Annotated in this window: 25 protein-coding genes and 1 pseudogene; 18 read left to right on the forward strand and 8 right to left on the reverse strand. The window is 70.2% G+C overall.

Annotated features, from left to right (window positions below):
* Positions 1–30 precede the first annotated feature (30 nt).
* Complete coding sequence (locus AB0E98_RS04775) at positions 31–300, reverse strand: hypothetical protein (RefSeq protein WP_361698609.1); 270 nt, start codon at positions 298–300, stop codon at positions 31–33.
* Between the two features lie 99 nt (positions 301–399).
* On the opposite strand from AB0E98_RS04775, the gene AB0E98_RS04780 reads away from it, so the two are divergent.
* The 4 genes from AB0E98_RS04780 (at position 400) to AB0E98_RS04795 (ending at position 4,951) form a co-directional block, all read left to right on the forward strand.
* Positions 400–1,215, forward strand: coding sequence for a TIM barrel protein (locus tag AB0E98_RS04780; protein ID WP_361698611.1), 816 nt, complete (start codon positions 400–402; stop codon positions 1,213–1,215).
* A 195-nt stretch (positions 1,216–1,410) separates the two neighbouring features.
* On the forward strand, positions 1,411–2,301 hold the full coding sequence (locus AB0E98_RS04785; RefSeq protein WP_361698613.1) for a 2-hydroxy-3-oxopropionate reductase: 891 nt from the start codon (positions 1,411–1,413) through the stop codon (positions 2,299–2,301).
* On the forward strand, positions 2,298–4,013 hold the full coding sequence (gene gcl / locus AB0E98_RS04790; RefSeq protein ID WP_361698615.1) for a glyoxylate carboligase: 1,716 nt from the start codon (positions 2,298–2,300) through the stop codon (positions 4,011–4,013). The genes AB0E98_RS04785 and gcl overlap by 4 nt, the downstream gene beginning before the upstream one ends.
* A gap of 158 nt (positions 4,014–4,171) precedes the next feature.
* The gene (locus AB0E98_RS04795; protein WP_361698617.1) at positions 4,172–4,951 is read left to right on the forward strand and encodes a hypothetical protein; all 780 of its coding nucleotides are present in this window, start codon (positions 4,172–4,174) and stop codon (positions 4,949–4,951) included.
* Between the two features lie 193 nt (positions 4,952–5,144).
* Here AB0E98_RS04795 and AB0E98_RS04800 read toward each other — a convergent pair whose 3' ends face one another.
* Both AB0E98_RS04800 and AB0E98_RS04805 read right to left on the reverse strand, forming a co-directional pair.
* Complete coding sequence (locus AB0E98_RS04800; protein WP_361698619.1) at positions 5,145–6,791, reverse strand: AMP-binding protein; 1,647 nt, start codon at positions 6,789–6,791, stop codon at positions 5,145–5,147.
* On the reverse strand, positions 6,788–8,467 hold the full coding sequence (locus tag AB0E98_RS04805) for an AMP-binding protein (protein WP_361699340.1): 1,680 nt from the start codon (positions 8,465–8,467) through the stop codon (positions 6,788–6,790). The genes AB0E98_RS04800 and AB0E98_RS04805 overlap by 4 nt, the downstream gene beginning before the upstream one ends.
* A 442-nt stretch (positions 8,468–8,909) precedes the next feature.
* Between AB0E98_RS04805 and AB0E98_RS04810 the strand changes: the two genes are divergently transcribed.
* Together AB0E98_RS04810 and lysA are read left to right on the forward strand one after the other, a co-directional pair.
* Positions 8,910–9,317 carry an SAV_915 family protein gene (locus tag AB0E98_RS04810; protein WP_361698621.1) on the forward strand — a complete coding sequence of 136 codons (408 nt, stop codon included), beginning with the start codon at positions 8,910–8,912 and terminating at the stop codon, positions 9,315–9,317.
* 53 nt (positions 9,318–9,370) lie between these two features.
* The gene (lysA, locus tag AB0E98_RS04815; protein ID WP_361698623.1) at positions 9,371–10,786 is read left to right on the forward strand and encodes a diaminopimelate decarboxylase; all 1,416 of its coding nucleotides are present in this window, start codon (positions 9,371–9,373) and stop codon (positions 10,784–10,786) included.
* A gap of 39 nt (positions 10,787–10,825) precedes the next feature.
* Here lysA and AB0E98_RS04820 read toward each other — a convergent pair whose 3' ends face one another.
* Positions 10,826–11,314 (reverse strand): DUF1453 domain-containing protein, encoded by a 489-nt coding sequence (locus AB0E98_RS04820; protein ID WP_361698625.1) that lies wholly within the window; start codon positions 11,312–11,314, stop codon positions 10,826–10,828.
* 93 nt (positions 11,315–11,407) lie between these two features.
* Between AB0E98_RS04820 and AB0E98_RS04825 the strand changes: the two genes are divergently transcribed.
* The 4 genes from AB0E98_RS04825 to AB0E98_RS04840 all read left to right on the forward strand — a co-directional run bounded on the left by AB0E98_RS04825 (position 11,408) and on the right by AB0E98_RS04840 (position 14,819).
* Positions 11,408–12,028 (forward strand): TetR/AcrR family transcriptional regulator, encoded by a 621-nt coding sequence (locus tag AB0E98_RS04825; RefSeq protein WP_361698627.1) that lies wholly within the window; start codon positions 11,408–11,410, stop codon positions 12,026–12,028.
* A gap of 128 nt (positions 12,029–12,156) precedes the next feature.
* A complete protein-coding gene (locus AB0E98_RS04830; protein ID WP_361698629.1) occupies positions 12,157–13,332 on the forward strand; it encodes a magnesium and cobalt transport protein CorA in 1,176 nt (391 codons plus the stop codon).
* 490 nt (positions 13,333–13,822) lie between these two features.
* Positions 13,823–14,200, forward strand: a complete 378-nt coding sequence (locus AB0E98_RS04835; protein WP_361698631.1) for a hypothetical protein — start codon at positions 13,823–13,825, stop codon at positions 14,198–14,200.
* Positions 14,193–14,819, forward strand: coding sequence for a hypothetical protein (locus AB0E98_RS04840; protein WP_361698633.1), 627 nt, complete (start codon positions 14,193–14,195; stop codon positions 14,817–14,819). The genes AB0E98_RS04835 and AB0E98_RS04840 overlap by 8 nt, the downstream gene beginning before the upstream one ends.
* A gap of 247 nt (positions 14,820–15,066) precedes the next feature.
* Here the strand turns inward: AB0E98_RS04840 and AB0E98_RS04845 are convergent, their stop codons facing one another.
* Positions 15,067–15,810: a hypothetical protein gene (locus AB0E98_RS04845; protein ID WP_361698635.1), complete on the reverse strand. Its 744-nt coding sequence runs from the start codon at positions 15,808–15,810 to the stop codon at positions 15,067–15,069.
* 965 nt (positions 15,811–16,775) lie between these two features.
* Between AB0E98_RS04845 and AB0E98_RS04850 the strand changes: the two genes are divergently transcribed.
* Together AB0E98_RS04850 and AB0E98_RS04855 are read left to right on the forward strand one after the other, a co-directional pair.
* Positions 16,776–16,988: a hypothetical protein gene (locus AB0E98_RS04850; RefSeq protein WP_361698637.1), complete on the forward strand. Its 213-nt coding sequence runs from the start codon at positions 16,776–16,778 to the stop codon at positions 16,986–16,988.
* 83 nt (positions 16,989–17,071) lie between these two features.
* Positions 17,072–17,671, forward strand: coding sequence for a restriction endonuclease (locus AB0E98_RS04855; RefSeq protein ID WP_361699342.1), 600 nt, complete (start codon positions 17,072–17,074; stop codon positions 17,669–17,671).
* A 62-nt stretch (positions 17,672–17,733) separates the two neighbouring features.
* On the opposite strand, the gene AB0E98_RS04860 is transcribed toward AB0E98_RS04855, so the two are convergent.
* The 3 genes from AB0E98_RS04860 to AB0E98_RS04870 all read right to left on the reverse strand — a co-directional run bounded on the left by AB0E98_RS04860 (position 17,734) and on the right by AB0E98_RS04870 (position 19,731).
* Complete coding sequence (locus AB0E98_RS04860; RefSeq protein WP_361698639.1) at positions 17,734–18,981, reverse strand: site-specific integrase; 1,248 nt, start codon at positions 18,979–18,981, stop codon at positions 17,734–17,736.
* Positions 18,982–19,027: 46 nt separating this feature from the next.
* Entirely contained in the window at positions 19,028–19,312 is a 285-nt protein-coding gene (locus AB0E98_RS04865) for a helix-turn-helix domain-containing protein (RefSeq protein ID WP_361699344.1), read from the reverse strand.
* 146 nt (positions 19,313–19,458) lie between these two features.
* Positions 19,459–19,731, reverse strand: coding sequence for a helix-turn-helix transcriptional regulator (locus AB0E98_RS04870; protein ID WP_361698641.1), 273 nt, complete (start codon positions 19,729–19,731; stop codon positions 19,459–19,461).
* A gap of 253 nt (positions 19,732–19,984) precedes the next feature.
* On the opposite strand from AB0E98_RS04870, the gene AB0E98_RS04875 reads away from it, so the two are divergent.
* From AB0E98_RS04875 to AB0E98_RS04900, 6 genes and pseudogenes are all read left to right on the forward strand, one after another.
* Positions 19,985–21,226, forward strand: a complete 1,242-nt coding sequence (locus AB0E98_RS04875; protein ID WP_361698643.1) for a DUF3631 domain-containing protein — start codon at positions 19,985–19,987, stop codon at positions 21,224–21,226.
* Positions 21,227–21,415: 189 nt separating this feature from the next.
* Positions 21,416–22,234, forward strand: a complete 819-nt coding sequence (locus tag AB0E98_RS04880; RefSeq protein WP_361698644.1) for a DUF2637 domain-containing protein — start codon at positions 21,416–21,418, stop codon at positions 22,232–22,234.
* A 97-nt stretch (positions 22,235–22,331) separates the two neighbouring features.
* Positions 22,332–22,964, forward strand: coding sequence for a MobC family plasmid mobilization relaxosome protein (locus tag AB0E98_RS04885; RefSeq protein WP_361698646.1), 633 nt, complete (start codon positions 22,332–22,334; stop codon positions 22,962–22,964).
* A complete protein-coding gene (locus AB0E98_RS04890; RefSeq protein ID WP_361698648.1) occupies positions 22,964–24,649 on the forward strand; it encodes a relaxase/mobilization nuclease domain-containing protein in 1,686 nt (561 codons plus the stop codon). Before AB0E98_RS04885 ends, AB0E98_RS04890 begins: the two co-directional genes overlap by 1 nt.
* 182 nt (positions 24,650–24,831) lie before the next feature.
* Complete coding sequence (locus tag AB0E98_RS04895) at positions 24,832–25,398, forward strand: hypothetical protein (protein WP_361698650.1); 567 nt, start codon at positions 24,832–24,834, stop codon at positions 25,396–25,398.
* Positions 25,399–25,897: 499 nt separating this feature from the next.
* A pseudogene (locus tag AB0E98_RS04900) lies at positions 25,898–26,182 on the forward strand (recombinase family protein); the annotation flags it as partial.
* Between the last annotated feature and the right edge of the window lie 130 nt (positions 26,183–26,312).

A 26,312-nucleotide genomic window follows, 5' to 3' on the forward strand; every position in this document is an offset into this window, starting at 1 on the left:
GCCGGACGGCGGCGCGGAAGGCGTCCTCGCTCACGCGCCGTCCCCTCTCGTCACGCCGTCCGCGCCGACCACGTTGACCTGGAGCGACACCCGCGTGGCGCCCGCCTCCAGGGAGGCGCGCAGCAGGGTGTCCAGCGCCGCGAGCACGGTGTCGGCCCGCCCCTCGACGGTGTTGCCGAACGGGCCGACGTCGACGGCGTCCAGCTCCGCCGCCTGGACGGCGTCCCGGGCCGCGAGGGCGTGGGGCGGGGGCTCGTCGAGATCGAACGGTTCGGTCGTGAACTCCACTCTCAATCGCACACGGTCAACGTACCGGGCCCTTGACAGGGCCGTCCGAACGGGAGCAGCCTTCCTCTAGGTGGAATTCAGTTTCCGTAATACGGAAGAGAGGGGCGGGTGTTGGGATTGCGCCGCTTCGATGTGAACCTCTCGATCCTCTTCACCGACCTGCCGCTGACGGCACGGCCCGCCGCCGCGGCGGCCGCCGGGTTCACGGAGGTGGAGCTGTGGTGGCCCTGGCCGGAGGACCCGCGACCTCCCGAGGCGGAACTCGCCGCGCTACGGGACGCGTTGGCCGCCGCCGGCACCCGGTTGACCGCCCTCAACTTCTACGCGGGCCGGCTGCCCGGTCCGGACCGGGGCGCGCTCTCCGTACCGGGCGAGGAGTCCGCGCGCTTTCGCGCGAACGTCGACGTCACGGCCGGCTTCGCCGCGTCGGTGGGCTGCCGGGCGCTCAACGCGCTGTACGGCAACCGCGTCGACGGGGTGGCCCCGGGAGCCCAGGACGCACTGGCGCTGGAGAACCTCGCGCACGCGGCACGGGCGGCGGACCGGGTGGGGGCGACCCTGTTGATCGAGGCGCTCAACGCCGTGGAATCGCCGAGGTATCCGCTGACGGACGTGGCGTCGGCCGTCGAGGTCGTCGACAAGGTCGACGCGGCGACGGGGCTGGGGAACGCACGGCTGCTGCTGGATCTGTACCACGTGGCCATGGGCGGGGCGGACCCGCGCGACGCCATCGACCGCTACGCGCGGCGGGCGGGACACGTCCAGATCGCGGACGTGCCGGGGCGGGGGGCGCCGGGGACGGGGGGCTTGGACTTCGCGGACCTCTTCTCCCGCCTGGACGGGGCCGGGTACGGCGGGGCGGTCGGCCTCGAGTACCGGGCCGCGGGCGCGAGCGCGGATGCCTTCGGCTGGCTCGCCGAGTTCTGACGCCCCAGCCCGCCCTTTCTCCCCCGGCTACCGCTGGGAGGTGCCCCCGGTTTCCTGGGGCTGAATTCAGCCCGTCCGGCGTTTGAGGACACCGGGCGAAGCCCGGTCCGGGGGTTCGAGGGGGCGGAGCCCCTTCGGAAACGGTGAAAGGGCGGGACCGGGGCACAACCAACCATCCCGAAGGGAAACGACCACATGCCGTCCCTCCCCCACATCGCCTGGATAGGCCTGGGCATCATGGGCTCCCCCATGGCCGAGAACCTCCTCAAGGCCGGGTACTCCGTCACCGGCCACACCCTTGAGCCCCACAAGCTCGACCGCCTCGCCGCCGCCGGCGGCACCCCCGCCGGCTCCGTCCGCGAGGCCGTCGCCCAAGCCGACGTCGTCGTCACCATGCTGCCCGCCGACCGCGAGGTCACCGCCGTCGCCCACGGCGACGGCGGCGTCCTGGCCAACGCCCGCCCCGGCGCCCTGTTCGTCGACATGTCCTCGATCAGCCCCCGGACCTCGGCCGCACTCGCGGAATCCGCGGCGCCCCGCAGCGTCCGCGTACTCGACGCCCCCGTCTCCGGCGGTGAGGCCGGGGCCGTCGAGGGCACGCTGTCCGTCATGTGCGGCGGCGAGCGCGCCGACTTCGAAGAAGTCGCGCCCCTGCTCCGCACGCTCGGCACGACGGTCGTGCACTGCGGCCCCCACGGCTCCGGGCAGACCGTGAAGGCCGCCAACCAGCTGATCGTCGCCGCCAACATCCAGGCGTGCGCCGAGGCCGTCGTCTTTCTGACCAAGTCCGGGGTGGACCTCGCCGCCGCGCTGGACGTCCTCGGCGGCGGGCTCGCCGCATCCGCCGTGCTCGCCCGGAAGCGGCAGAACTTCCTGAGCCGTGAGTACCCGCCGGGGTTCCGGATCGACCTCCACCACAAGGACATGGGCATCGTCACCTCCGCCGCCCGCGAGGTCGGCGCCGTCCTGCCGCTGGGGACCGTCGTGGCCACGCTCGTGGCCGCCGCCCGGGCCCGGGGCGACGGTGCGCTCGACCACTCGGCCCTGCTCCGGGGCGTCGAACGGCTCTCAGGAGGGACGGAATGACCACCGTCCCCGCCATGCACGCCGTCGTCCACATCCTCAAGGACGAGGGCGTCGACACCGTCTTCGGCTGCCCCGGCGCCGCGATCCTGCCGCTGTACAAGGCGCTGGAGACCGTCGGCGGCATCGAGCACCTGATCGTCCGCCATGAGGCGGGCGCCGCGCACATGGCCGACGGATGGGCCCGCACCAACGGCCGGGTCGGGGTGGCGCTGGCCACCTCCGGGCCAGGCGGCACCAATCTCGTCACCGGGCTGTACACCGCCTTCGCCGACTCGATCCCCATGGTCTGCGTCACCGGCCAGGCGGTCTCCACCAAGCTCCACCAGGAGGCGTTCCAGGCGGTCGACATCGTGGGGATCGTCCGTCCCGTCACCAAGTGGGCGGTACAGGTCACGGAGGCGGCGCAGATCCCCTGGGTGTTCCGGGAGGCGTTCCGGATCGCGCGCGAGGGGCGGCCGGGGCCGGTGCTGATCGACATCCCGGTCGACATCGCCCGGCGCGAGATCCGCTACGACGCCGCCACCGACACCCGGCTTCCCGTCCGCGTTCCCGTCCCGCACCCGCCTGGCGTCGAGGCCGCCCTGGATCTGCTGCTGACGGCCGAGCGGCCGCTGGTGCTCGCGGGCGGCGGGGTGATCCTGGCCGGGGCGGCGGCCGAACTGCGCGCGCTGGTGGAGCTGCTGGGCGTGCCGTTCCAGGTGACGCTGATGGGCAAGGGGGCCGTCGAGGACGATCACGAGCTCCACATGGGCACCACCGGTATCCAGACCTCGCAGCGGTACGCCAACGCCTCGTTCCTGGAGGCGGACTTCGTGCTCGCCGTGGGCGCGCGCTTCGGTGACCGGCACACGGGGGCGGACACGGACGTCTACCGGGGCGGGCGGACGTTCGTCCAGGTGGACGTCGAGCCCACCCAGCTGGGCAAGGTCGTCGCGCCGGACCTGGGCATCGTCTCGGACGCGAAGGAGTTCCTTTCGGCCCTGCTGGCCGCCGCCCGGCGGCGCGGGGCCCGGGCGGACGCGGGGCCGTGGCGGGAGCGCTGCCGGCTGCTCAAACGGACCCTCGTCCGGCGGGAGGACTTCGACACCGTCCCGGTGAAGGCCCCCCGCGTCTACAAGGAGATCAACGAGATCTTCGGCGAGGACACCTGCTTCCTCACCGCCATCGGCCTGTACCAGATCTGGGGCGGCCAGCATCAGAAGGCCCACCGGCCCCGCCACTACCAGGTGTGCGGCCAGGCGGGCCCGCTGGGCTGGGAGGTCCCGGCGGCGATCGGGGCGAAGAAGGCGCTGGAGGGCATGGGCCGGGGCGCCACGGAGGTGGTGGGAATCGTCGGGGACTACGGCTTCCAGTACACGGCGGAGGAACTGGCTGTCGCCGCGCAGTACGACATCCCGTTCGTTCTGATCATGCTCAACAACGAGTACCTGGGCCTCATCCGGCAGGCGTCCATCGGCTACGGGATGAACTACCAGGTCGACGTCCACTACGACGAGACGGGCACCGACAACGTCAAGCTGATGGAAGCCTACGGCTGTTCGGGGCGGCGGGTCGTCGAGCCGGCGGACATCCGTCCGGCCATCGAATGGGCCCGTAAGGAGGCGGTCGCCACCTCCCGGCCCGTCCTCGTCGAGATCATGATCGAACGGGAGGCGAACACACCGCACGGCGTGAACATCGACGCCGTGGAGGAGTCCGAGCCGATCCCCTGACCTCCGGGCGGCGGCGCCGGCATCCATCCTGTTCGCGCCCCGGCGGCGCCGCCCGGAGCACTCTCCCGCGCCCGCCTTGCCGATTCGCTCCCCCACCACGCCCGCATCGTGGACGATGGGGTCCCCTATCCCCTACGGACCCTACGCTGGAGCCGAAGATGGCCAAGAGCGTGCCGGTGCACTGCCCCACGTGTCACCGGGAGCACTCCTTCACCCCGCCGACCTTTCCCTGCGCCTGCGGCAACCCGCTGACCCTGCCGGTACCGCCCGACGCCACCCCCGAGTTACTCGCCCACCGCACCTGGCGCGACTCCTGGGTGGCGGTGCGCTGTCCGTCCTGCGACCGGCAGGGCCAGTGGCCCCGGCCCGAACTGGGCTGTTCCTGCGGGACGGTCGTCCTGCTGCCCGTCCTGCCGCCGCGCGACGCCGCGCAAACCCCTCATCAGGAAGTCAAGGAAGCCAAGGAAGTCAAGGGCGCGAAGAGCCCGGAGGAGGCAGCGCCCGAGGCGCCCTCCGACACCGCCCCGCGCCCCCGCGCGATCTCGAAGCCGCCGTTCCGGCCGGTGGCCATCCGTACCGAACGCGACGCGGTGATGTCCGCCGAGCGCTATCTGCGCTGGCTGGGCTTCCCGGACGTACGCCGCCCCGGCAACTGCCCGGCGCCCGCCGCGAGCGGCGTGGACCTGTGCGCCACCGGCGTCGTCGCCCGTGTCGACCCCACGACCCTCCCGACCACCTTGCGCGACATCGAGTGCCTGTGGCTGTACGGCCTGCTGGACTCCGCGACGAGCGTCTGCTTCTCCCTGGCGGGGTACGCCCGCGACGCCCGCTGCCGGGCGGACGACCTGCGGCTCCCGCTGTTCGTGATGGACCTGACCGGCACTCCGCAGGCTCTCAACGAGTGGGCCGACGAGCTCGTGCGGCGCGGCAGGAGGTGACCCGAAGCTCAATTCTTCCTCTGAACTGACGTTCCATCATGGCCACTTGGGTGCGATGAGGCGGAGACTGAGCACAGGGCCCGCGAGACACGGGGGACTGCGGGCCCTGCCACGGGGGAGAAAGAGACCGTTCACGGGGGAGAACGGGGGGCGACGGGGCGGGCCGCACGCGGCCCGCCCCGTCCGTACGCCGTCAGCCCCGCACGCCGACGCCCACCCCGACGAGCAGCGCGGCGGCCTCCTCCCTCAGCTCCACCTTCCGCACCTTGCCGCTGACGGTCATGGGGAAGGCGTCCATCAGCCGCAGATGGCGCGGCACCTTGTAGTGCGCGAGCCGGCCCCGGCAGTAGCGGGCGAGCTCGTCGCGCGTGAGGGTCTCGGCGGGGTCGCGCAGAATGACGCAGGCCATGATCTCCTCGCCGAACTTCTCGTCGGGGACGCCGATGACCTGGACGTCGGAGATCTTGGGGTGGGTGTAGAGGAACTCCTCGATCTCGCGGGGGTAGACGTTCTCCCCACCCCTGATGATCATGTCCTTGATGCGGCCGACGATCCGGACGTAGCCGTCCTCGTCCATCACCGCGAGATCGCCGGTGTGCATCCACCGTTCGGCGTCGACGACCTCCGCGGTGCGCTCGGGGTCGTCCCAGTAGCCGAGCATCACCGAATAGCCGCGGGTGCACAGTTCACCGGGCTCGCCGCGCGGGACGGTGGCGCCGTCGGCCGGGTCGGTGATCTTCACTTCGATGTGCGGCAGCGCCCGCCCGACCGTGCCGGTGCGGCGCTCCAGGTCGTCGTCGCGCCGGGTCTGGGTGGAGACCGGGGAGGTCTCCGTCATCCCGTAGCAGATGGCGACCCCGGACATGTTCATCTCCGTGACGACGCGCCTCATCACCTCCTCCGGGCAGGGCGAGCCCGCCATGATTCCGGTGCGCAGCGAGCCGAGGTCGTAGGTGGCGAAGTCGGGCAGGCCGAGCTCGGCGATGAACATGGTGGGGACGCCGTAGAGCGAGGTGCAGCGCTCGCGCTCGACGGCGTGGAGGGTGGCGGTGGCGTCGAAGGTGGGGGCCGGGATGACGACGCAGGCGCCGTGGGTGGTGGCGGCGAGGTTGCCCATGACCATGCCGAAGCAGTGGTAGAAGGGCACGGGCAGGGCGATGCGGTCCTCCTCGGTGTAGCCGAGGCCCTCGCCCACGAAATAGCCGTTGTTGAGGATGTTGCGGTGGGAGAGGGTGGCGCCCTTGGCGAAGCCGGTGGTGCCCGAGGTGTACTGGATGTTGACGGGGTCGTCGGGGCTCAGCCGGTCCTCGCGGACGGTGAGACGGTCGGGGTCGACGCTCCGGCCGAGGCTGACGAGGCCGGTCCAGGTGGGGTCGTCGATGTAGACGACGTCGCGCAGCGCCGGGCAGCGGCCGCGGACCTGTTCGACCATGCGGCGGTAGTCGCTCGTCTTGTACTCGACGGAGGAGACGAGGATGCCGATCCCCGCCTGGCGCAGGACGTAGGCCAGTTCGTGGACGCGGTAGGCCGGGTTGATATTGACCATGATCGCGCCGATCCGGGCGGTGGCGTACTGGACCATGACCCACTCGGGACAGTTGACGGCCCAGATGCCCACCCGGTCGCCCTTGGCCACGCCCTTGGCGAGCAGTCCCAGGGCGACCTCCTCCACCGCCCGGCCGAACTCCTCGTAGGTCCAGCGGCGGCCGCCCTGGACGTCGACGAGCGCCTCGCGGTCGCCGAAGAGCGCGACGGTACGGGCCAGGTTCGCGCCGATGGTGTCGTCGAGCAACGGGGTGTCGATGGGGCCTGCCGTGTGGGAGGGGGAGGGTGTGGTCACCGGTGGTCTTCCTCTCGGTACTCGGTCCCGCCGCCCCGCGCGGTGCGTTCGCGCAGCTCGATGCGGCGGATCTTGCCGGACACGGTCTTGGGCAGCTCGGCGAACTCCAGCCGGCGGACGCGCTTGTAGGGGGCCAGCACGGCGCGCGAGTGGGCGAAGAGGGCCTTGGCGGTGTCCGGTCCGGGCTCCCAGCCGGCGGCGAGGACGACATAGGCCTTGGGCACGGACAGCCGCAGCGGGTCGGGGGCGGGGACGACGGCCGCCTCGACGACGGCCTCGTGCTCCAGGAGGGCGCTCTCCAGCTCGAATGGGCTGATCTTGTAATCGCTGGACTTGAAGACGTCGTCGGCGCGCCCGATATAGACCAGATACCCCTCTTCGTCCCGTGCGGCGATGTCGCCGGTGCGGTAGTAGCCGTCCGCCATCGCCTCGGCGGTGCGCTCGGGGTCGCCCGCGTAGCCGGTCATCAGGCCGACGGGGCGATCGCGCAGGTCGAGGGCGATCTCGCCCTCGTCGGCGGGCTCCCCGGTCCGCGGGTCGAGGAGGGCGACGGTGAAGCCGGGGCTGGGGCGGCCCATGGAGCCGGGCTTCAGCGGCTGGCCGGGCGGGTTGGCGATCTGGACGGAGGTCTCGGTCTGCCCGAAGCCGTCGCGGATGGTACGGCCCCAGGAGCGCCTGACGGCCTCGATGACCTCGGGGTTGAGGGGCTCGCCCGCGGCCACGACCTCGCGCGGGGGATTGCGCAGCGCGCCCAGGTCGGCCTGGATGAGCATCCGCCACACCGTGGGCGGGGCGCAGAAACTGGTGACGCCGCAACGGTCCATCTCGGCCAGGAGGCGGGCCGCGTCGAAACGGGTGTAGTTGTGGACGAAGACGGTGGCCTCGGCGTTCCAGGGGGCGAAGAGGCTGGACCAGGCGTGCTTGGCCCAGCCGGGCGAGGAGATGTTGAGGTGGACGTCGCCGGGGCGCAGACCGATCCAGTACATGGTGGTCAAGTGACCGATGGGGTACGAGATGTGGCTGTGCTCGACGAGTTTGGGGCGAGCGGTGGTACCCGAGGTGAAGTAGAGGAGCAGCGTGTCGTCGGCGTGGGTGGGCCCGTCGGGGACGAACGTCTCCTCGGCGTCGTCGGCGTCCTCGTACGCGAGCCAGCACCCCGCGGGCCCTTCGCCGACGGCGATACGGGTGTAGTCGCCGGGGACGTCCGCGAACTTGCCGGTGTCCTCGGCCCGTACGAGCACGTGGCGGGCCCGGCCGCGCTCGATGCGGTCGGCGAGGTCGGCCGGGCCCAGCAGCGGGGTGGCGGGGATGACGACGGCGCGCAGCTTCATGGCCGCCAGAGCGGTCTCCCACAGCTCGCGCTGGTTGCCGAGCATGACGACGATCCGGTCGCCGGCCCGTACGCCTTGTGCGCGCAGCCAGTTGGCGACGCGGTCGGAGCGGCGGCGCATCGTGTCGAAGGAGAGCTTCTCCTCGCCGCCGTCCTCCTCCACGATCCACAGGGCGGTGCGGTCGTTGCCGCGGGCGATCGTGTCGAACCAGTCCAGGGCCCAGTTGAAGGCGGTGGGCCGGGGCCAGGAGAAGCCTTCGCGGGCCGCCGCGTAGTCCTCGCGGTGGTCGAGCAGGAAGTCCCGGGCCGCCCGGAAGCCGTCCGCCGGGCCGGGTTTCGCGGTCACGTTCGTCGTCGCCGTCACTTCGTCCTCCAGAGTGCCCGGGGCTCCGCCGCCCCCGCCGGTAAGCATCGTGCGGCAATGATCCACGTCTGACCAGCCCCGGAGGGGTCCGGTGCGCGCGGGGCGGGACGCGGGGCCGGTGGCGGTGCGCGCGGGGCGGATTGTTCCAAAGATTTCCGGCGGCCGGAGGCGGCGGTTCCGGGGCGGACGGGGCGGGTAGGGCTGCCGGTACGGCGGCGCGTCCACGGGCCGGACCGGCGCGAGGGCGCGTGGGGACGCGAGGGCGGTTCCCGGCGCGTAAACGAGCCGTCAAGGGACTCCCGGGTGGGGTCAATGTGCTGTCAAGGAGGCGGTCGCCCGGGCATGGGCCGGGCATAGCGTGACCGACGCACCTCACCGACGCACCTCACCGACGCCTCCCAGCCGACACCTCCCAAGGACCGTCATGCATCTGAGCCGTACTCCCGCCGAGGCCGCGGCCGTCGCCGCGGCGATGTGCCCCGACACCGCCGGGAGCCGCCCCGCCGACGACGGCGAGCCCTCCCATCCGGGCCATCCGGACCCGCAGCGGCCGCTGTACGTCCCCGTACGGCCCTGCCCCGTGGGCTTCGCCCTGCGCGTCTTCCGCACCCCTCTCGGCGCCCGGACGGCCGTCGCCTTCACCAGCAGGCGGCGGCTTTCCGACTGTCTGGGGCCGGGTGTCCCCTCGGTCCGGCTCGCCCTGCCCGCCGTACGGGCCCTGGCCGCGCCGCTGGGCGTCGGGCAGGTCTCGGTCGACCCGCAGCTGACGGCCCGCCCCGTGCTGCCGGTGGCCGAGGAGGCCGCGCCCGTACTGCCCGACTTCCCCAACTGATCGTCCCGGCTGACTCCTCGCGCCGCACCGATTTCCCCCGAAGGAGATCATCCGTGTCCCTCCCCCTCTCCCCCGCCGCCCTGTCCCCGCGGTCCGGGGAGCCCGTGCCGGCCGCCGGCCCGTCGGCCTCTGCCCGCCCCGCGCGGCCGGACTCCGCGCGACCGGACTCCGCGTGGCCGGGCCCCGTCTGGCCCGCCTCCGCCCGTGTCCTGCCCTCGGGCGGGCTGGCCGTCGGCGGGGTGCCCCTCGCCGAGCTCGCCGACCGTTTCGGCACCCCCTCCTATGTCGTCGACGAGGACGAGATCCGGGCGCGTGCCCGTGCGTGGCGCGCGGCGCTCCCGGACGCCGACGTGGCCTACGCCGGCAAGGCGTTCCTCACCCGGGCGATGATCCGGTGGGTCGAGGAGGAGGGACTCCACCTCGACGTCTGTTCGGCAGGCGAGCTCGAACTCGCCGCGCACGCGGGCTTCCCCGGCGAGCGCGTCATCCTCCACGGCAACGCCAAGAGCCCCGACGACCTGCGGACCGCGCTGCGCCTGGGCGTGGGGCGCGTGGTCCTCGACAACACCGGGGAGATCGCCCGGCTAGCGGCGCTGGTGCCACCCGGCGCCCGGCAGAAGGTACTGGTGCGCGTGGTGCCCGGCATCGAGGCCGGCGCCCACGCGGCGGTGCGGACGGGCGTCGAGGGGCAGAAGTTCGGACTGTCCCTCGACGGCGGCGAGGCGGCGGACGCCGTGGCGCGCATCCTGGGCCAGCCCCGGCTGGAACTCGTGGGCCTCCACTGCCACCTCGGCTCCCAGATCACCTCGGTCGGCCCCTACCTCGCGGCCGTCCGCAAATTGGTGCTGTTCCTGTCGGATCTGCGCGACGTCCACGGCGTGACGTTCCCCGAGCTCGACCTGGGCGGTGGCTTCGGCATCGCCTACCGCGACGGCGAACCGGCCTTCGACCCCGCCGAGTACGCGACGCGCGTCCCCGCCGAACTGGCGCTGCGCTGCGCCCACGCGGACCTCCCGGTGCCCCGGCTGGCCGTCGAGCCGGGCCGCTGGATAGCGGGCCCGGCGGGCGTGGCGCTGTACCGGGTACTGGCGGTGAAGGTCTCGGGCGGACGGACGTTCGTCGCCGTGGACGGCGGGATGAGCGACAACCCCCGCCCGGCGCTGTACGGGGTGCGCTACACCGTCCGCCTGGCGGGCCGCGCCTCGGCGGCGCCGGCCCGGCCGATGACGGTGGTGGGCCGGCACTGCGAGGCGGGCGACGTGCTGGCGGAGGACGTCCCGCTGCCGTCCGACGTCCGCCCCGGGGACGTCCTCGCGGTCCCGGCGTCGGGGGCGTACCACTTGTCGATGGCCTCGTCGTACAACCTCGTCGGCCGCCCCCCGGTGGCCGCGGTCACGGACGGCCGCGCGCGTCTGCTGGTCCGCCGCGAGACACCGGCGGACCTGTGGAGCCGGGAGCTGCCGGACTGACCGTCTGCCCCTGCGCTCGTCCGGGGCGAGCGTCGTCGTTCAACGGCGGCGCCCGTCCCGGGACTCGGGCGCGAAGGGGACCCCGGTCATCAGGCCGCGCGCTCCCACCGCCAGGGCCTCGCCCAGGAAGCCGACGCCGATCGAGAGCTGGACGGGGCGCGCCTGCGGGTGCATGCCCATCCGGCTCGCGAGGAGCCCGAAGCCGATCGAGATCAGCGCCGACACCGCCATCACCGCGAACGTCCGGCCGGTGTAGCGCTGCCAGAGCACCCCCTCCCTCTCGAAGACCTGGATGGTCAGCCCGCGCACCGCCCCCAGCGAGACGCCCAGCAGGACGCCGGCCGCCACCCAGACGGTGTCCGCGACACCGATCCCCTCGGCCTTCCACAGCGTCCACGCGCCGAGGCCGGTCAGGATCAGCGGGGCCGCGAACAGGTCGCGCGCGTTGAGGGGTTCCCCTCGCAGCCGTTTGACCACGACGGCCACGGCGACCGCGGCGATGAGGGCGGTCGACAGCCAGGCGTTCACTCCGACTCCTTGCGTAGCTCATTACTCATGGTTCATTTTTGTAGCCCACTCGTGCCAAAAAAGAATTTAACCCGCCCGTGCTATAACGGCAACATGCCTAAGATCGTCGACCCCGAGGCCCGCCGCCGGGCGGTCGCCGACGCCGTGTTCCGGGTGGCCCGGCGCGACGGCCTGGAGAACGCGTCGCTGCGCAACGTCGCCCAGGAGGCGGGACTCGCCGTCGGTTCCGTACGGCACTACTTCGCCGACCACTCCGACCTGATGCTCTTCGCCATGCGGGAGCTCGCCCGCCGCGTCGAGAGCCGCGTACGCGGCCACGCCGAGCGACTGCTGGCCACGCCGCCCGCCCCGGAGCGCGCCACGCTCGTCGAGGAGCTCCTCGCGGAGTTCCTCCCCCTCGACCAGGACCGCCACGACGAGGCCGTCCTGTGGCTGGCCTTCGGCACAGCGGCCCGCGTCCGCCCCGAACTGCGGCCCAGCGCCGACAGACTCCACACGGGCATGCGCGAGCTGATCGAGCGCGTCCTGCGCGAGGGTCGGAGCGCCGGCGGCTTCCCCGAGGACCTCGACGTCCCCACGGAGACGCTGCGGACGCTCGCGCTCATCGACGGCCTGACCCTCACGGCCGTGCTCCACCCGGACCGGGTCCCCGTCGGCGACATGCGGCGGGTACTGCGGCTGCACCTGCGGTCGCTGCGGGGCGACGACGACTGACCCGGCGCCGCCACAAAGCCCGACAAGCCTCCCGGCGAGACATCCCCTCAGAGGCTGCAAATGGGGATGTATATCCTGTTCCGCGTACCCTGTTCCGCGGCCCGCGACGAGCGAGAGGGAGACGAACCATGCCCGAGCGCCCTCCGCGCCACCGGTCCGCCCCCAGGAAGCACTCGTGGCTGCGCCCCACGAACGGCCGCACGGCCGCTTCCCCGGCGCCCGGCCAGGACCCCGCCGCCGACCCGCCGGCCGACCGCGCCGCCGATGGCAAGGCCGTCGACGGGACGAGCGTCGTCCACGCCGCCGTCTACCGCGACGGCCACCGCGTGGCCACCCCGACGTCGCTCGCCGACACCTACCGGCGACTGCGCGAGCAGCCCGACGGCATGGCCTGGATCGGCCTCCACCGCCCCTCCGAGGAGGAACTCCTCTCGCTCGCCGGGGAGTTCGACCTCCACCAGCTCGCCGTCGAGGACGCCCTGGAGGCCCACCAGCGACCCAAGCTGGAACGTTACGGCGACACCCTCTTCGTGGTCCTGCGCGCCGCCCGCTACCTCGACGCCCCCGAGGAGGTCGACTTCGGCGAGCTCCACGTCTTCGTCGGCCCCGACTTCGTCATCACCGTCCGGCACGGCGCCGCCCCGGACCTCCCGGCCGTCCGCCGTCGCATGGAGACCACCCCGGAGCTCCTCGCCCTCGGCCCGGAGGCCGTGCTCTACGCGATCCTCGACGCCGTCGTAGACGGCTACGCCCCGGTCGTGGCGGGCGTCCAGAACGACCTCGACGAGATCGAGACCGAGGTCTTCGGCGGCGACCCGGCCGTCTCCCGCCGCATCTACGAACTCGCCCGCGAAATGGTGGAGTTCCAGCGCGCTACCCGCCCCCTGGTCGGCATGCTGCACGGCCTGATGGCCGGCTTCGCCAAGTACGGCACGGACGACGAGCTCCAGCGCTACCTCCGCGACGTGGCCGACCACGTCACCCACACCAGCGAGCGCGTCGACGGCTTCCGCTCCGCCCTCACCGACATCCTCCAGGTCAACGCCACACTCGTCACCCAGCAACAGAACGCGGAAATGCGAGCCCTGGCGGAGGCGGGTTTCGAGCAGAACGAGGAGATCAAGAAGATCTCGTCGTGGGCGGCCATTTTGTTTGCACCCACGCTGGTGGGGACGATCTACGGGATGAACTTCGACGCCATGCCCGAGCTGCACTGGGCGTTCGGCTACCCCTTCGCGATCCTGCTGATGGCAGCGGTGTGCACGAGCCTGTACTTCATCTTCAAGCGGCGGGACTGGCTGTAGCGGCGAGGGCCAACCTCCTTGATCGACTTCGCGTACGCGAATGACACCGAGGGCGACTCCCGACCCTCTGGGGAGAATCTGGGGAGAACGCGCGAAACCTGGGAGCGGGGCAATCCTTTCCGCCACCTAACCCCACATCCCATGGACCTCGACACCCGGCCGTCGGCCGCGCCGCCCTGAAGCGGCGCGGCCCCTACAGGAAGTTCTTGAGGTAACGGTGACAGCCTCAGGGTGCATCCGCCCCGGCAGGTGCGCCATCCCCGCCTCTACCCGATCCGCTCGCGATCGGGCCGTCCATTGCCGATCAGGTTCGCTGCAGTGCGCCGGGGTCCAGGTGGACGGACCATCGTGCACGGCAGACCGCTTCGTGCGGCTACAGGAGAACACATCCCGTGCATGTGATGGACACGACCGCGAAAGATACTCCCCGCTCAAGCCCATGGCAGTACGTTGAGGGCTTCACTTCGTCTCTTCGCGGGGGTCAACAATCGTGAGTCTGCCCGATGTTGTTGGAGAAGTTGCGACTGGATCGGCTGTCGCGCTGGTCACTGGAGCGGTCACAAGCGGCATGGCTTGGGTTGGACTGAAGGTTCGCGAGCTCGTTCATCAAGGTACCCCTGCCGAGCAGGACGCTCTGATCGCTGTTCTCAACGATCGGGGGGCCACCTCGGAGGAACTCGTATCCCGCCTGACGCCGCTGATTCGAGCGCACCTCGACTCACACCCGGAGGCGATCCCCGATTTCAAGGCCCTGACCGTCACAGGACCCACCGTGTACAACCAGCACAACACCGGCAGCGGCTTGTTCATCGGTGGTGACAACCATGGCAGCCTGACGATCAACCATGGTGGACTCGAGCGTGACTGACCAGCCGCCCGAGACTGAGACGAGGGTCGTGAACCAGACGAACCACGGTTCGGGCACATTCGTAGCCGGCAACGTTCTCGGCAGCATCGTGAACCTGTTCATACCCGCTCAACGGCGGAGTCGCCCTACGTCGACCAACGGCCCCGACGCAACCGTGGACGACTACGAACGCATCAGCGGGTCACTCTTCGTTATCGCCTTCCTGGCAGCCGTATTCGGGACCGCAGTCGTCCATTGCATCCGAGGCCTACCCTTCTCCGGTGCAGGCCCGACTCCCGGCATAGCGACGCGGCTCGTGGTGGGGATCGTGTTCACATACGCCTTCTTCGCCTGCGTCGCGGCGTTCCTCGCGAGGGCCGCGCAGGGCCTCGAAGTGTGGGCAGGGAGGTGCGCCGACATCACTGTCCGCACGAGGGGCGGGATACTCGCACATCTGCCCGCAGGGATGGCCCGAGCCTTGGCGGCCACTTCCTCCGGGGTGGCAACGACGGCCGCCCTTGTGGCCGTCTTCTACGGGTGGGGGGACTTTGGCAACAGCGTCCAGGAGAGGGCATACCTCGCACGCGACAACGCCGCCACGAACGCCTCACGGGCGCGGTCAGCGGCCACGAAGAGCTGACACAGGCACACCGGAGAATTCAGCGCCCCTCGACGCCCACAACCGCCCACCGTCGCCCCGAAGCCAACTGCGAGGTGTGGTTCGGCGCCGCCCGCCACGCCTCTACACCGCTACGACGACTACTCGCTTGCCAACTAATTTCCGTCGGGCCGGTTGGCTGTGCCATCGCGAGCCCTCACAAAATATTGCTCCCGCCGAAGCCATGTGAGTGATGACGAATTCAGGCACACGCACCGGCTGCGCCAGTTCATCGGTTGACCAGGTAGAGGATGAAGAATGCGCCGATTCCGAGGCCCCAAAGGAATGCAAAGGCACGCGCCTTGTGCTCTGGGAGGATCTCTGGAGGAGGCGGAGTCACTGTAGCCTCGATCCGTCCAGCCGCGCCATTCAGCGCGTTCCCTATCTCCTCGATCCGGCCGAGGGGCTTGTCCCTGTTCTGCAAGTTCTCCATGCCCCTGACCAGTCGGTCCAGAGAACTCAGACTTCCCTCAAGACGCATAACCAGGCCTTCAAGGTCGATGACGCCGTTTCCCGAGCTAACGGCCCCCTCGATGCGGCTGACAATACTGTTGAACTCGTTGAGGTCAAGCTGCTTGGACACCTTTTCGAAGGTTTCCGCGGCATGGGATACCTGCCCTGCCACATCCTCATTGATGCTGTAGCTTGCGTGCGTAAGCATCCCAGCAACATCCTCGTTGATGCTGCGGCTTGCGTGGATAAGCATCGCGGCGACATCTTCGTTGATGCTGCGAGCCGCCACTGCAAGCAGACCCGCGGTATCGGGGGAGATCACCCCGTCCTCCATAGCCTCTTCAAGTAGCCGGACCAAGGCGGGTGAATCCTTGCAAATCTTCCTGAGCAGCGCCTTGGTCTTCGCATCGACTGCCTCGACGTGGATCTCGCCGTGGTTGTCACCACCAACGAAGGCACCATCGCCGTGGTTGTGCTGCTCGATGATGTGCCGCTGCGGCTCCGGATCAGTGCCTGCCAACGCTCCCCCTGCCCGTCGACGCGGCTAGCGCCGGATGCCTAGTTCTTTCGGATGAATTTGGTGCGCTCGCGGTTACATTGGGCCCGATGTGGACCCTCTTCGTAGGTGAAGGCGCCAAGCACCTTAGTACTCGATCGCTATGCGGAGAGGCAGCGAGGAACACGGTCAACATACAGCTCCACTGGGCCGCGATCTCGACATCAACGACCTATCACCATTCCAGAGGCCCCGCCGCACTCTCCAGGTGCACATAACACATCTGCCAGCAACGTCCTCCGCATCAAGCAAGCGAATCCCCCGAGGTGGTTGAGAACAAGCTACGAGCGTGCGTGATGGACTGATAGTCCCTCGCGGTAGTACTCAAGGGCGCGACATCGTCTGCAACCCAACATCTTTTCAAGGCAGTTGACCGAAAAGTGCAACCCATGCGGCGCAATCGCTGCGGATCGGCGGTCGAAGTTCATGACGTGAGGCGCCCTGGTCGTCTCCTCAACACGGCAGGGCCATCGAGCCTCGGCTGCGCACGGCTTGCATTCACCCGGGCGAACGTCGAGACGTGGAACGCCGATCGGGCATCTCCCGAACATCTCGATCTGAGGAGCCTGTACTGGCGCCAGACGCCGCGTGTGGCTGCCCAAAGAGCGTGTGCGGGCACTGCACCTGCTGGCGACCAAGTGCAGGGATCACACCTCGTCGAGGGTCGGCGCCCGGCGCAGCCGCCACTGACCGTGCACCGCAGGAACTGGCCATTTGACACGTCTTACATTTCCGCAGCATGACGCCCAGCCGAGAGGCTCGGCGCAGGCCAGCGGTTCGCGCAGGTGGAGAGGCACTCGCGAGGCCATGGCCGACTCGCACCCTTGCTTGCCGCACGATCATGACGGGGCGTCAGGTTCTGTCAGTGGCCACCGCTACAACCGAACTGGAGGTCCGCGCAGCGCGGACCGACAGGGAGGGGATGCAGCATGCCGAAGGTTCCGGACGGGTACGTGCGCGTACGAAGCCACATCCGCCGCAAGCCGGGGCCGAAGTCCGCCAAGGGGCTGAGCGTCTGGGCCGTGGCCGGCTTGTGTGCGGTCGTATGGCTGTGGGGTCAGGTCTTCGGGTTCGGCGACAGCGACGCCGAGCCGCAGCCTGCCCCGACGCCTGCCGTCTCCGCGCCGGCGAGCGGGCAGTGACAGCCCGGCCGCAGCGAAGGCTCAGGTGGCGACCGCGCGGCACCGTGGACGCCCTGGGTGCGGCAGCCGTGGCCCTCGCGGTCATGGTCGCCCTGGCACAGGCCGCATCGAACCTGATGACGAAGGCCGCTGCGGCATGGCCGCTGCTGGGCTTGGTCGTCTTCGCCTTGGCCGTCGCCGTGGTCAGCCTCCGGATCCGGGGCCACCGTCGAGATCGCGCGGACAGCGACCGGCTGGCTCGTCTGCGCATCACCCTGGCGGAGTTCGATGCGATGGACGACGGGCAGTTCGAGTACGCGCTGCGTGACCTCCTCGTCCGCGACGGCTGGGCGGCTAGGAAGGTGGGCCGGGCCGGGGACCAAGCCGCCGACGTGATCGGCGTCCGGACCCCTCTCGGGCGGATCGTGGTGCAGGCCAAACACACACGCGCCGGAGGCAAGGTCGGCTCGTCAGTGATGTACCAGGTGAAGGGCACGGCGGGTCCCGCGCACAAGGCGGACCACGCCGTCGTCGTCACCAACGGCTCGTTCACCCGCGACGCCATGACTTGGGGCGACCGACATGGCGTGCGGTGGGTAGACCGCAACCGGCTGGACCGCTGGGCCCACAAAGGTAGGCCCCTGCACGAACTGCTCGCGCTGCCCACGAGAGGCTCCCGCTTGCCGTGGCGTCGAGTGGCATGACACGCGCGCCGCGACGCGCCAACGAGAACGGGTGGCACAGCATGTGCTGTGCCACCCGTTGCTCAGGCCGCGATCGAGCTCTCTGGGACGTGCTCGGGAACCGGGCCGAGCAGCGCATCGACCGCGGCACGCCCCTTACCGCCGGCCTCCGGCATGAAGTGGGCGTAGTGGTCGAGGGTGATGGTCGGGCTGGAGTGGCCCAGCCATCGGGCCAGGGTGACGACGGACTCGCCCGCTTCGAGAATGATCGAGGCAAAGGTGTGCCGGAGGACGTGGAAGCCGTCCTTGCGGGATGCCTTCCAGCGCTTACCCTCCTCCCGCATGGGGATGACCCCTGCTGCGGCGAGGGCAGGCTTCCAGACCTCATCGTTGAAGATGTTGGCGCGGATCGCGTTTCCGTACGTCGTGGTCAGAACGAGCGGGAAGGTCCGCTTCTCACGCTCGGGCTCCGGGCCGCCCCAGGGCAGTTCCACCTCGACGGCTGGGTGCTGCAGGAAGTAGGCAGCCAACTCGGTCGCGACGGACCGGGGCATATCGGCGATGCGAGTCTTCCCACCCTTCGGAAGGGTGAAGTACAAGCGTCCATTGAGGAGTTGGACCTGTCGACGCACACGGATAACGCCGCGCTCGAAGTCGACGTCTTCTGGGGAGAGGCCGAAGACCTCGCCCTGGCGGAGCCCACACCCGAGGGCGACGACGACCGCGATGCGGTACCGCGCTTTGATTGCGTCCCGCACGCGCTGCGCGGTCTCCAGCGGCCACGCCTCCCGCTGGTCCTCCGGCGCCTTAGGCCAGCGCACCGACTTGGCGCGCATCGGGTTGCGGACGAGCCGCTTGTCGTCGATCGCCGTCTCGAAGACGTTGGAGAGGGTGGTGAGGATCTGCCGGGCGTAGCGAGGTGCGCACTCACCTTCGAGGGTGGCGATGTAACTGCGCAGGACCGTCGCGGAGACGTCCCTCAGCGCCAACTCGCCGAGATGCGGAAGGATGTGGAGGCGCATGCGCTCGTCGACCCGCTTAATCGTCCCCGGCGTGCCCCGCACGCCCGTCTTCCAGTAGCGGGTGACGTAGTCGGCGACGGTGATGGAGCCGTCGCGCGGGTCGACGAACTCTCCCCGTTCGCTGTCGGTGCCAGCCCGGCGCAGCCACGCCTTTGCGTCCTCCAGGACGTCGAACGACATGTCCCGCACGCCGGGGATTCCGGCGACGCGATATCGAGTGCCCTTCCCGTAGCGGGCGGTGCGCTCCCGCTTGCCGGTGACGGGGTCCTTCTTCTTGTTGATCCAGCGGTCTTCGATGTAGCCGGCCAAGGACTTCCTTGCAGGTGGGGGATCGGGAGCCGTCGTCCTGGTGGTGCTAGGCGGTGGCCGTGTAGCTGACACGGCGCTGCGGCGCAGCGCTCACGGGGTTCAAGGCGGGGTTCGAGCGAGAGTCCGCCTGCTCCTGCTCGCGTATCCACGCGTCGAGAGCATCGAGCCGGTACGTCACTCGACCGTGGGCTCCCATCCGGAAGCTCGGCGGCCCCTGCCGACGGTGGCGCCAGACGTACAACGTGCGGGGCGAAATCCCGAGGTACGCAGCGGTGTCCTTCACCCCGAGAAATGCACGACCGATGGTGGGGCCACCTCCGACTGCGGACATAGCGTGAGAGGTAATGGAGGTGACGACAGGCAAGTGGGATTCCTTAAATCGGCAAGCAGGAATTGGCAGCGCACCTCGACTGCAGGGAGCGCCAGGACGACCAATGGTCCGGAGAGTCCCCGGTTAGGAGAACCGGAGATCGTCGGCTACATTTCGCCCGCTCCGACCGGCTCAGGGCCAACGAGGAGGGTGTGGGACGGGGTCCCGAGGGCGGCTGCGATGGCGACGAGGTCGTCGATGTCACAGCGGCGGACCGTGCGTTCGATGCGGGAAAGCGCAGTGAAGGTCATGGGCCGGCCGAGTGCGGTGACACGGGCGGCAAGCTGGCGCTGCGAGTAGCCGCGGGCGATGCGGGTGCGTTCGATGGCGCGGGCGGCGGCTTGTCCAGCGGGTCCGATTTCAAGTGGGCGTGGCGGCATCGGTGTGTTGTAGCTCGCGTGCCGACCACTTGGGAAATCTTCTCTGTCTGCTGTGAGCGATGCCCCGACCGTCGGCGAATTTCCGGGGCTATTTCGCCAACCGGGATCGCGGACTTACAGTCAGCAGACCGGCAAAACGAACTGTCGTGGATTCCAGCGCTAAGGCTGGACTTTCACGCACCGGGTGTGGCTGTGTTGTCCACGCACCCCGGCCACGCCGGATGCCCCGCCCAATCCCCGAGGTGGTCTCTATATGACCGCCAGTGAAGGAGCCGCCTTGGAAGCCGCCACCCCGATACCCTGCCCCGAGGACGCTCAGCCGTCCTGGCCGCCAGTCGCTGTCCCTGGCGAACCGGCTGTATCCCGACCCGATCCCGCTCAGCCCTCCGAAGGCGAGCAGGTGCTGTCCGACCTGCGGGCACAGTTCCGGCGGTACGTGGTGCTGCCGAACGAGGACGCGCTCACTGCGGTGACGCTGTGGGTGGCGGCCACGCACCTGCAGACGGCGTGGCAGCACGCCCCTCGCCTCGCGGTCGTCGGCCCTGCCAAGCGATGCGGCAAGTCGCGCCTGCTGGACGTGGTCACCGAAACCGTGCACGACCCGCTGATCACGGTCAACGCCTCACCGGCGGCGGTCTTCCGATCGATCACCGAGAACCCGCCCACCCTGCTGGTGGACGAGGCCGACACTCTCTTCGGCTCGGCGAAGGTCGCGGAAAAGAACGAGGAGATGCGCGGCCTGCTCAACGCCGGCCACCAGCGCAACCGCCCCACTCTGCGGGTCTCCGGCCCCAACCACGAGGTGTCGAAGTTCCCCACCTTCGCCATGGCTGCCCTCGCCGGCATCGGTGAACTCCCCGACACGATCACGGACCGCTCGGTCGTCATCCGGATGCGTCGCCGCAGGCCGGGCGAGAAGGTCGCGGAGTTCCGCACCGTCCGCGACACCCCTGCCCTGCATGCCCTGCGTGACCGCCTCGTGGCCTGGCTCGCCCCGCTCCACGCCACCGCGATGGACCTCACGCCGCCGATGCCGGTCGAGGACCGCGCCGCCGACACCTGGGAGCCGCTCATCGCCGTCGCCGACCTCGCCGGCGGCCCCTGGCCCGAAGCCGCCCGCGCCGCCTGCCTGACGATGACGAAGCACGAGGCCGAGCAGGACCAGGACAACAGCGCCCTGAACATCCGCCTCCTCGCCGACGTCCGCCGCGTCTTCGCCGCCGAAGGCAACCCGGCGATCATCCGCACCAGCCGTCTGATCGACTCCCTGAACGAGGACGCCGAGTCTCCCTGGCCGGGGTACAGCGACAAGGGCCTGACCGCACGCGGGCTGCAGATCCTGCTGAAGGACTACGGGATCGGCTCGGCCAACCGCCGTTTCCCCGACGGCCACCAGGCCAAGGGCTTCACCCGCCTGCAGTTCACCGATGCCTGGGCCCGCTACTGCCCCGAGCCCGAGCCGACGGCCGAGCCGGAGTCCACGACCGGCGCCTGACCCGACACCACCCGTCCCCACTCGTCGCCGCGCAGGTCAGAGCCGGGACGACTCACCGGCCCGCAACGAGTCGACCCGACATCAACGCCCTGTCCCGTACCTGCTCTGACCAGGCACGCGACGAGTCGCAACGGGTCCCCACCCGCCACGGCCACACTCTCCACCCCTAACTCCTGGAGCACCCCACCCTTGCCCTCACCCACCACCACTCTCACCTCCGTCTCCGCACCGGCGGCCCTTGCCGCCTCGATCCGCACCGGTGTGGCCCTGCTGGCCCTGGCCGCCTTCGCCCTCTCCTACGACGCCCTGCGTCAGATGGCCGCCGCCAGCCACATCCACCAGGTGCTCACCTACGCCTTCCCTCTCGTGATCGACGGCTTCATCGCCATCGGCATCGGCGCCCTGCTCGTCCTGCGCACCTCACCCCTGCGGCCTCGCCTGTACGTCTCGGTGCTGGTCGGTATCGCCACCAGCACGAGCATCTGGGCCAACGTCCTGCACGCCGTCCGTCTCAACCAGCAGACCCGCCGGAGCGGACTCGCGCTCGACGACATCACCGTCGGCGTCATCTCCGCCATCGCCCCACTCGCCCTAGCTGGCGCCGTCCACCTCTACCTCCTCGTCCAGCGCCGTCCCGCCCAGATGGAGCCGCACGAAGAGCCCAGCCACACCGCCACCGTCCCCGTCTCCGTCGCCGGCCCAGCAAGTGGCGCCACAACTACCCCGGAACCAGTGCCGGTCAGCGATGTGGCTGAGGACGCCACCGATCAAGTGGCTCAGCCCAAAAGGCGGCCCGCCGGACGGCCCGGCCCACAGCCGAGCGCCACCTTGGAACAGGCCATCGAGATCGGCCGCACTGCACCGCTGGGACGTGGCGGCCGCGTATCCCGTCGCCACATCGAGAAGGCCATCCGCGACAAGGGCCTCGGCATCGGCCGTGAACGCCTCGACGAGGCCAAGAACTTCCTCCAGGACGAACTCGACCGAGCCCGGGCCGACGCCGCATAGGCCCGGCCCTGTCCGCAAGCTCCATCGTTCGCCCCAGAGATTCCTGGGGCGAACTCCGCTTCCCCTCCCCTCCAGTCCATCGCCAGAAGGCCCACCGATGCGCAATCAGCACAGCCCCGCCCCCTCCCCCACCACCCGACCGGAGACACCCGCTGACCCAGCCCCGGGCGGAGCAAGGTATGACGTTGGACCGTCCAAGGGCCGGTCCAACGCGAACACCTCCGCCCCGGGGGTGGCGGAGGACGTTGGGCACCAGGGGGTGCCCGAGGAGGAGGCACCCACCGCCTCCGCCGACGAAGCCACGCTGCGTCGCATCGCTCGCCGCCGTACCCGCGAGGACGTCCAGCGCAAACAGCGCGTCGACGTCCGCTACAGCATCGACGAGAAGGCCCGGATCCTCACCCGCGCCGACGAGATGGGCATCGCCGGCGCCCACCTCGTCGGCGCCGTGATCATGGCCTATCTCGACGGTGATCTCACCATGGGACTGGCCGGTCAGCGCACCCAGCTCGATGACTACCTCGACAAGCTCGACGCCCTACGAGCCGAGGTCGCCCGCATCGGCAACAACGTCAACCAGATCGCCCGCCGCCTCAACGCCGGAGGCGTTCCACACCCTATGGACACCACCGTCCTCGCCCAGGCCGAGCGCACCTTGGACGCCGTCCGCGCCGCCATCGGCGACATCGCGCAGGTCATGAACCACGCCGTCTCCGCGAAGGCCGCCTGATGATCGCCAAGATCGGCAGCGGCAAGAGCACCGCCGGCCTGATCCGGTACCTGTTCGACACGAAGAAGGCCAAAGACCACACCGACCCGCACCTGGTCGCCTCCTGGGACGGCTTCGCTCCCGACCCCGGCCGCGCCGACGACTTCGAAGCCACAAAAAAGCTCCTCGTGGCGGACCTCGACCTGCGGGTCAGGCAGGCCAGGCGACTGGGCCGGGCGCCCGAGCGGCACGTGTGGCACTGCTCGGTACGTGCCGCTCCCGGCGACCGGCACCTCACCGACGCCGAGTGGGCGGACATCGCGCGCCGGATTGTGGCGGCCACCGGCATCGCGCCACAAGGTGACCCCGACGGGTGCCGGTGGGTCGCCGTACGCCACGCCGACGACCACATCCACATCGCTGCCACCAAGGTCCGCAGCGACCTGCGCATCGCCCGGCACTGGAACGACTACCTGAAGGCCGACAAGGAACTCGCCGCCGTCGAGAAGGAATACGGCCTCCAGCAGGTCGTACGAGGCGACCGCACCGCAGCCAAACGCCCCACCCGCGCCGAGACCGAGAAGGCCCGCCGCGCCGGCAAGGACAAAACCTCCCGTGAACGCCTGCGCACCACCGTCCGACAGCTGGTCTCCATCGCCGCCAGTCCAGAGGACTTCTTCCACCTGCTCGACGGCGTCGAGGGCGTGCTCGTCGACGTCCAGCACTTCCCCTCCGGCGACATACGCGGGTACAAGGTCGCCGTCGAAGGCGACACCAACGCCGCCGACGAGCCCGTATGGTTCTCCGGCGCCAAACTCGCCCCCGACCTGTCCTTCCCCAAGATCCGCGAACGCCTCACCGCCATCGAGACCCCACCCGCCACCGAGCTGGGCAGCTGGCGCAGGCCCAACCCCTGGCACCAGGCCACCGCCGCGGCTGAGCGCATCCCCCACCACCTCGACCACGGCGACGACGAAGCCGCCCAGGCCCACATCGCGGCCTTCGGCGAGGCTATCGACTTCCTGCCACTGCTCGCCCCCAGCCACCTGCGGCCACAACTACAGCAGGCCTCTGTCGTCTTCGAACGCGCCACCCGCTCTCGCATCCGCGCCCAGCAGGATCAGGCCCGCGCCCTCCGGGGCGCCGTCCGGGCCCTGTGTGCCGCGCCGGTCACCGGTGACGGGTCCGGGCTGGCGATGTTCCTCGATATCGCCATCCTCGTCGTCCTCGCCACCGCCCGCTGGCACCAGGCCCGCCAGCACGACCAGCAGGTCACCGCCGCCCACCAGGCCCTGGCCCATCTCCAGGCCGCCTACCAGCAAGCCGCCGCTCAGCCGCTAGCCACCCTGGCCCAGAGCGAGCCACCGGCCCGCACCATGGAACGGCACGCCCAGCGAATCCTCATGGCCGTACCCGACTACGCCCAACAGGTCCTCGACGACCCCGCCTGGCCGGCACTGGCCGCCGCCCTGACCGAAGCCGAGAAGGCTGGCCACGACCCCGAGCAGCTCCTCCAGCACGCCGCCCGCCAGCGCACCCTGGACGACGCCCGCTCCACCGCCGGGACCCTCACCTGGCGCATCCAACGCCTCGCCGCCAGGCGAGCCTCTGGCGCCCGAGCACGAGCCGCCCAAGCCCGCACGACTGCGACAGCGCGACCGGCACAGCCCGGCCATGCCCATATGGCACCTGCCCGACACCGGTGATCCCAGCGCTGATGGCCTCGCGGAAGCAACGCCACGCCAGCCTGGGTGACCCCGGGCTTGACTGTCGGGCGCAAGGTGGATGTCAGCGGGGAACGCAGGGTTATGTCAGTGGCGGCGCTGAGTCGGTGTCAGTAGTTGGTGACAGCTCGGCGATCATCCGAAAGGCTGTACGCGACGTTGTCGTGCAGCTGGTCGACGATGCGCCGCGCTACAGTCGCGACCGGAAGCCATCGGGAGAGGTCATGGTTCAGCTACTTGGGGTTCTGCTTGGTGGCGTGCTGACGCTGGTGGGAAGCCTCGGTGCTGCCTCTTGGCAGGCACGGCAGCAGCGCGAGCTAACCCGTGCCAAGGATCTTTGGGACTGTCGTGCGGGGCTCTACCTCGACTTGCTGAAGCATCTCAGGGGGATGGTCTCTTTCGCAGCCGATTCCGACCCGTTCCTCGTTGGCTATGGGCCGAGGTCGGCCGAGGACTATCAACTGCGACACGAGCTTCGTGCCCGGGTCGCCCTGTTCGCCTCACAAGAGGTTCGAGACCACTGGAGCACGGCGGCGGATGCGGCGCTGCGCCTCCATGCCGAAACCATTGAAGGTGATCACCTGTCACGGGTCGGTGACCAAGTCATCGTTCCGGGGACGAGCGAGGATCCGGCATACGCACGACTCGTTGCTACCGAGGAGGAGGCGCGGGCGCAGCTCATCAAGCGCCTGCGTGCCGAGCTTGAGGTGGACCGATACCTGGCGGGCTGACCGTCGGTCATCTCCGGCGCTCAGCGGGCCAACTCAACCGCTCACGGGCCAGCTCAAGCGCTCAGTCGCATCCACCCTGATCCCGGCGCGCGAAAGCCGCGCTCTCGCCGTCCCTGAAACGACCGGTTCCGGGACGGCCGCCCGCCGCGACGGCCAGAGCGCGGGAGCCGTCCCGGAAAGCGTCTCGAAACCGGCGGGCGCGAAAGAGAAGCGGGATAGGTATTCGGGACGGGCCGCTTCGAGCGGCCGGGTAGGAGAAGAACGCGTGAACGGCGGCCTGGATGAGATTGCCCGCGCCGAGCTCGTCGAGCGCGAACCGTGCCCGGGGTGCGCGGCGCCGCCCGGCTCGGTGTGCCGGACGAACTCCGGCGTCGTCGTCGACTACCACGCCGGCCGCTACGCGAGGATCCCCGCGCTCAAGTCCGGGCCCGCGATCCGCATCCCGGCGGCGTGCGGTCCCGGCCGCGCTTGGGTGCCCGGTCCCGAACCCGACCATGCCGTGGGTGCCGCGCTAGCGCGGGCCGGTGACCGCATCGGCTACGCCCGGGTCTCCAGCAAGGGCCAGGACCTCGCTGGGCAGGTCCGCCTCCTGAAGGAAGCCGGCTACGTCCGCATCTACGTCGAGAAGGTCGGCACCCGCGAGAAGATCCGCCCCGAGTACAACGCGGCGCTCGCCGATCTGCGCCCGGCCGACACGCTCACCGTGACCATGCTCGACCGGCTCGGCCGGAACATGGTCGAGCTCATCACCTCCGCGCAGGACCTCGCCGAACGCGACCACCGCCTGGATATCCTCGGCGGGCCGCTGTCCGGCGTCTACGACCGCAAGGCGCAGACAAGGTCCTGTTCGTGGTGTTCGCCGCGATGGCGGAGGTCGAGCGGGAGTTCATCCACGAACGGACCCTGATCGGCCT

The sequence above is a fragment of the Streptomyces sp. NPDC037389 genome (genome assembly GCF_040636475.1).
GTDB classification, from domain to species: Bacteria; Actinomycetota; Actinomycetes; order Streptomycetales; family Streptomycetaceae; genus Streptomyces; species Streptomyces hesseae.

Bases quoted from the DNA above. Each gene is read 5' to 3' on its own strand.
- AB0E98_RS04785 (WP_361698613.1), top strand. From the start codon at position 1,411: ATGCCGTCCCTCCCCCACATCGCCTGGATAGGCCTGGGCATCATGGGC.
- gcl (WP_361698615.1), top strand. From the start codon at position 2,298: ATGACCACCGTCCCCGCCATGCACGCCGTCGTCCACATCCTCAAGGAC.
- AB0E98_RS04795 (WP_361698617.1), top strand. From the start codon at position 4,172: ATGGCCAAGAGCGTGCCGGTGCACTGCCCCACGTGTCACCGGGAGCAC.
- AB0E98_RS04810 (WP_361698621.1), top strand. From the start codon at position 8,910: ATGCATCTGAGCCGTACTCCCGCCGAGGCCGCGGCCGTCGCCGCGGCG.
- AB0E98_RS04825 (WP_361698627.1), top strand. From the start codon at position 11,408: ATGCCTAAGATCGTCGACCCCGAGGCCCGCCGCCGGGCGGTCGCCGAC.
- AB0E98_RS04830 (WP_361698629.1), top strand. From the start codon at position 12,157: ATGCCCGAGCGCCCTCCGCGCCACCGGTCCGCCCCCAGGAAGCACTCG.
- AB0E98_RS04850 (WP_361698637.1), top strand. From the start codon at position 16,776: ATGCCGAAGGTTCCGGACGGGTACGTGCGCGTACGAAGCCACATCCGC.
- AB0E98_RS04855 (WP_361699342.1), top strand. From the start codon at position 17,072: ATGGTCGCCCTGGCACAGGCCGCATCGAACCTGATGACGAAGGCCGCT.
- AB0E98_RS04865 (WP_361699344.1), bottom strand. From the start codon at position 19,312: ATGTCCGCAGTCGGAGGTGGCCCCACCATCGGTCGTGCATTTCTCGGG.
- AB0E98_RS04870 (WP_361698641.1), bottom strand. From the start codon at position 19,731: ATGCCGCCACGCCCACTTGAAATCGGACCCGCTGGACAAGCCGCCGCC.
- AB0E98_RS04875 (WP_361698643.1), top strand. From the start codon at position 19,985: ATGACCGCCAGTGAAGGAGCCGCCTTGGAAGCCGCCACCCCGATACCC.
- AB0E98_RS04885 (WP_361698646.1), top strand. From the start codon at position 22,332: ATGCGCAATCAGCACAGCCCCGCCCCCTCCCCCACCACCCGACCGGAG.
- AB0E98_RS04890 (WP_361698648.1), top strand. From the start codon at position 22,964: ATGATCGCCAAGATCGGCAGCGGCAAGAGCACCGCCGGCCTGATCCGG.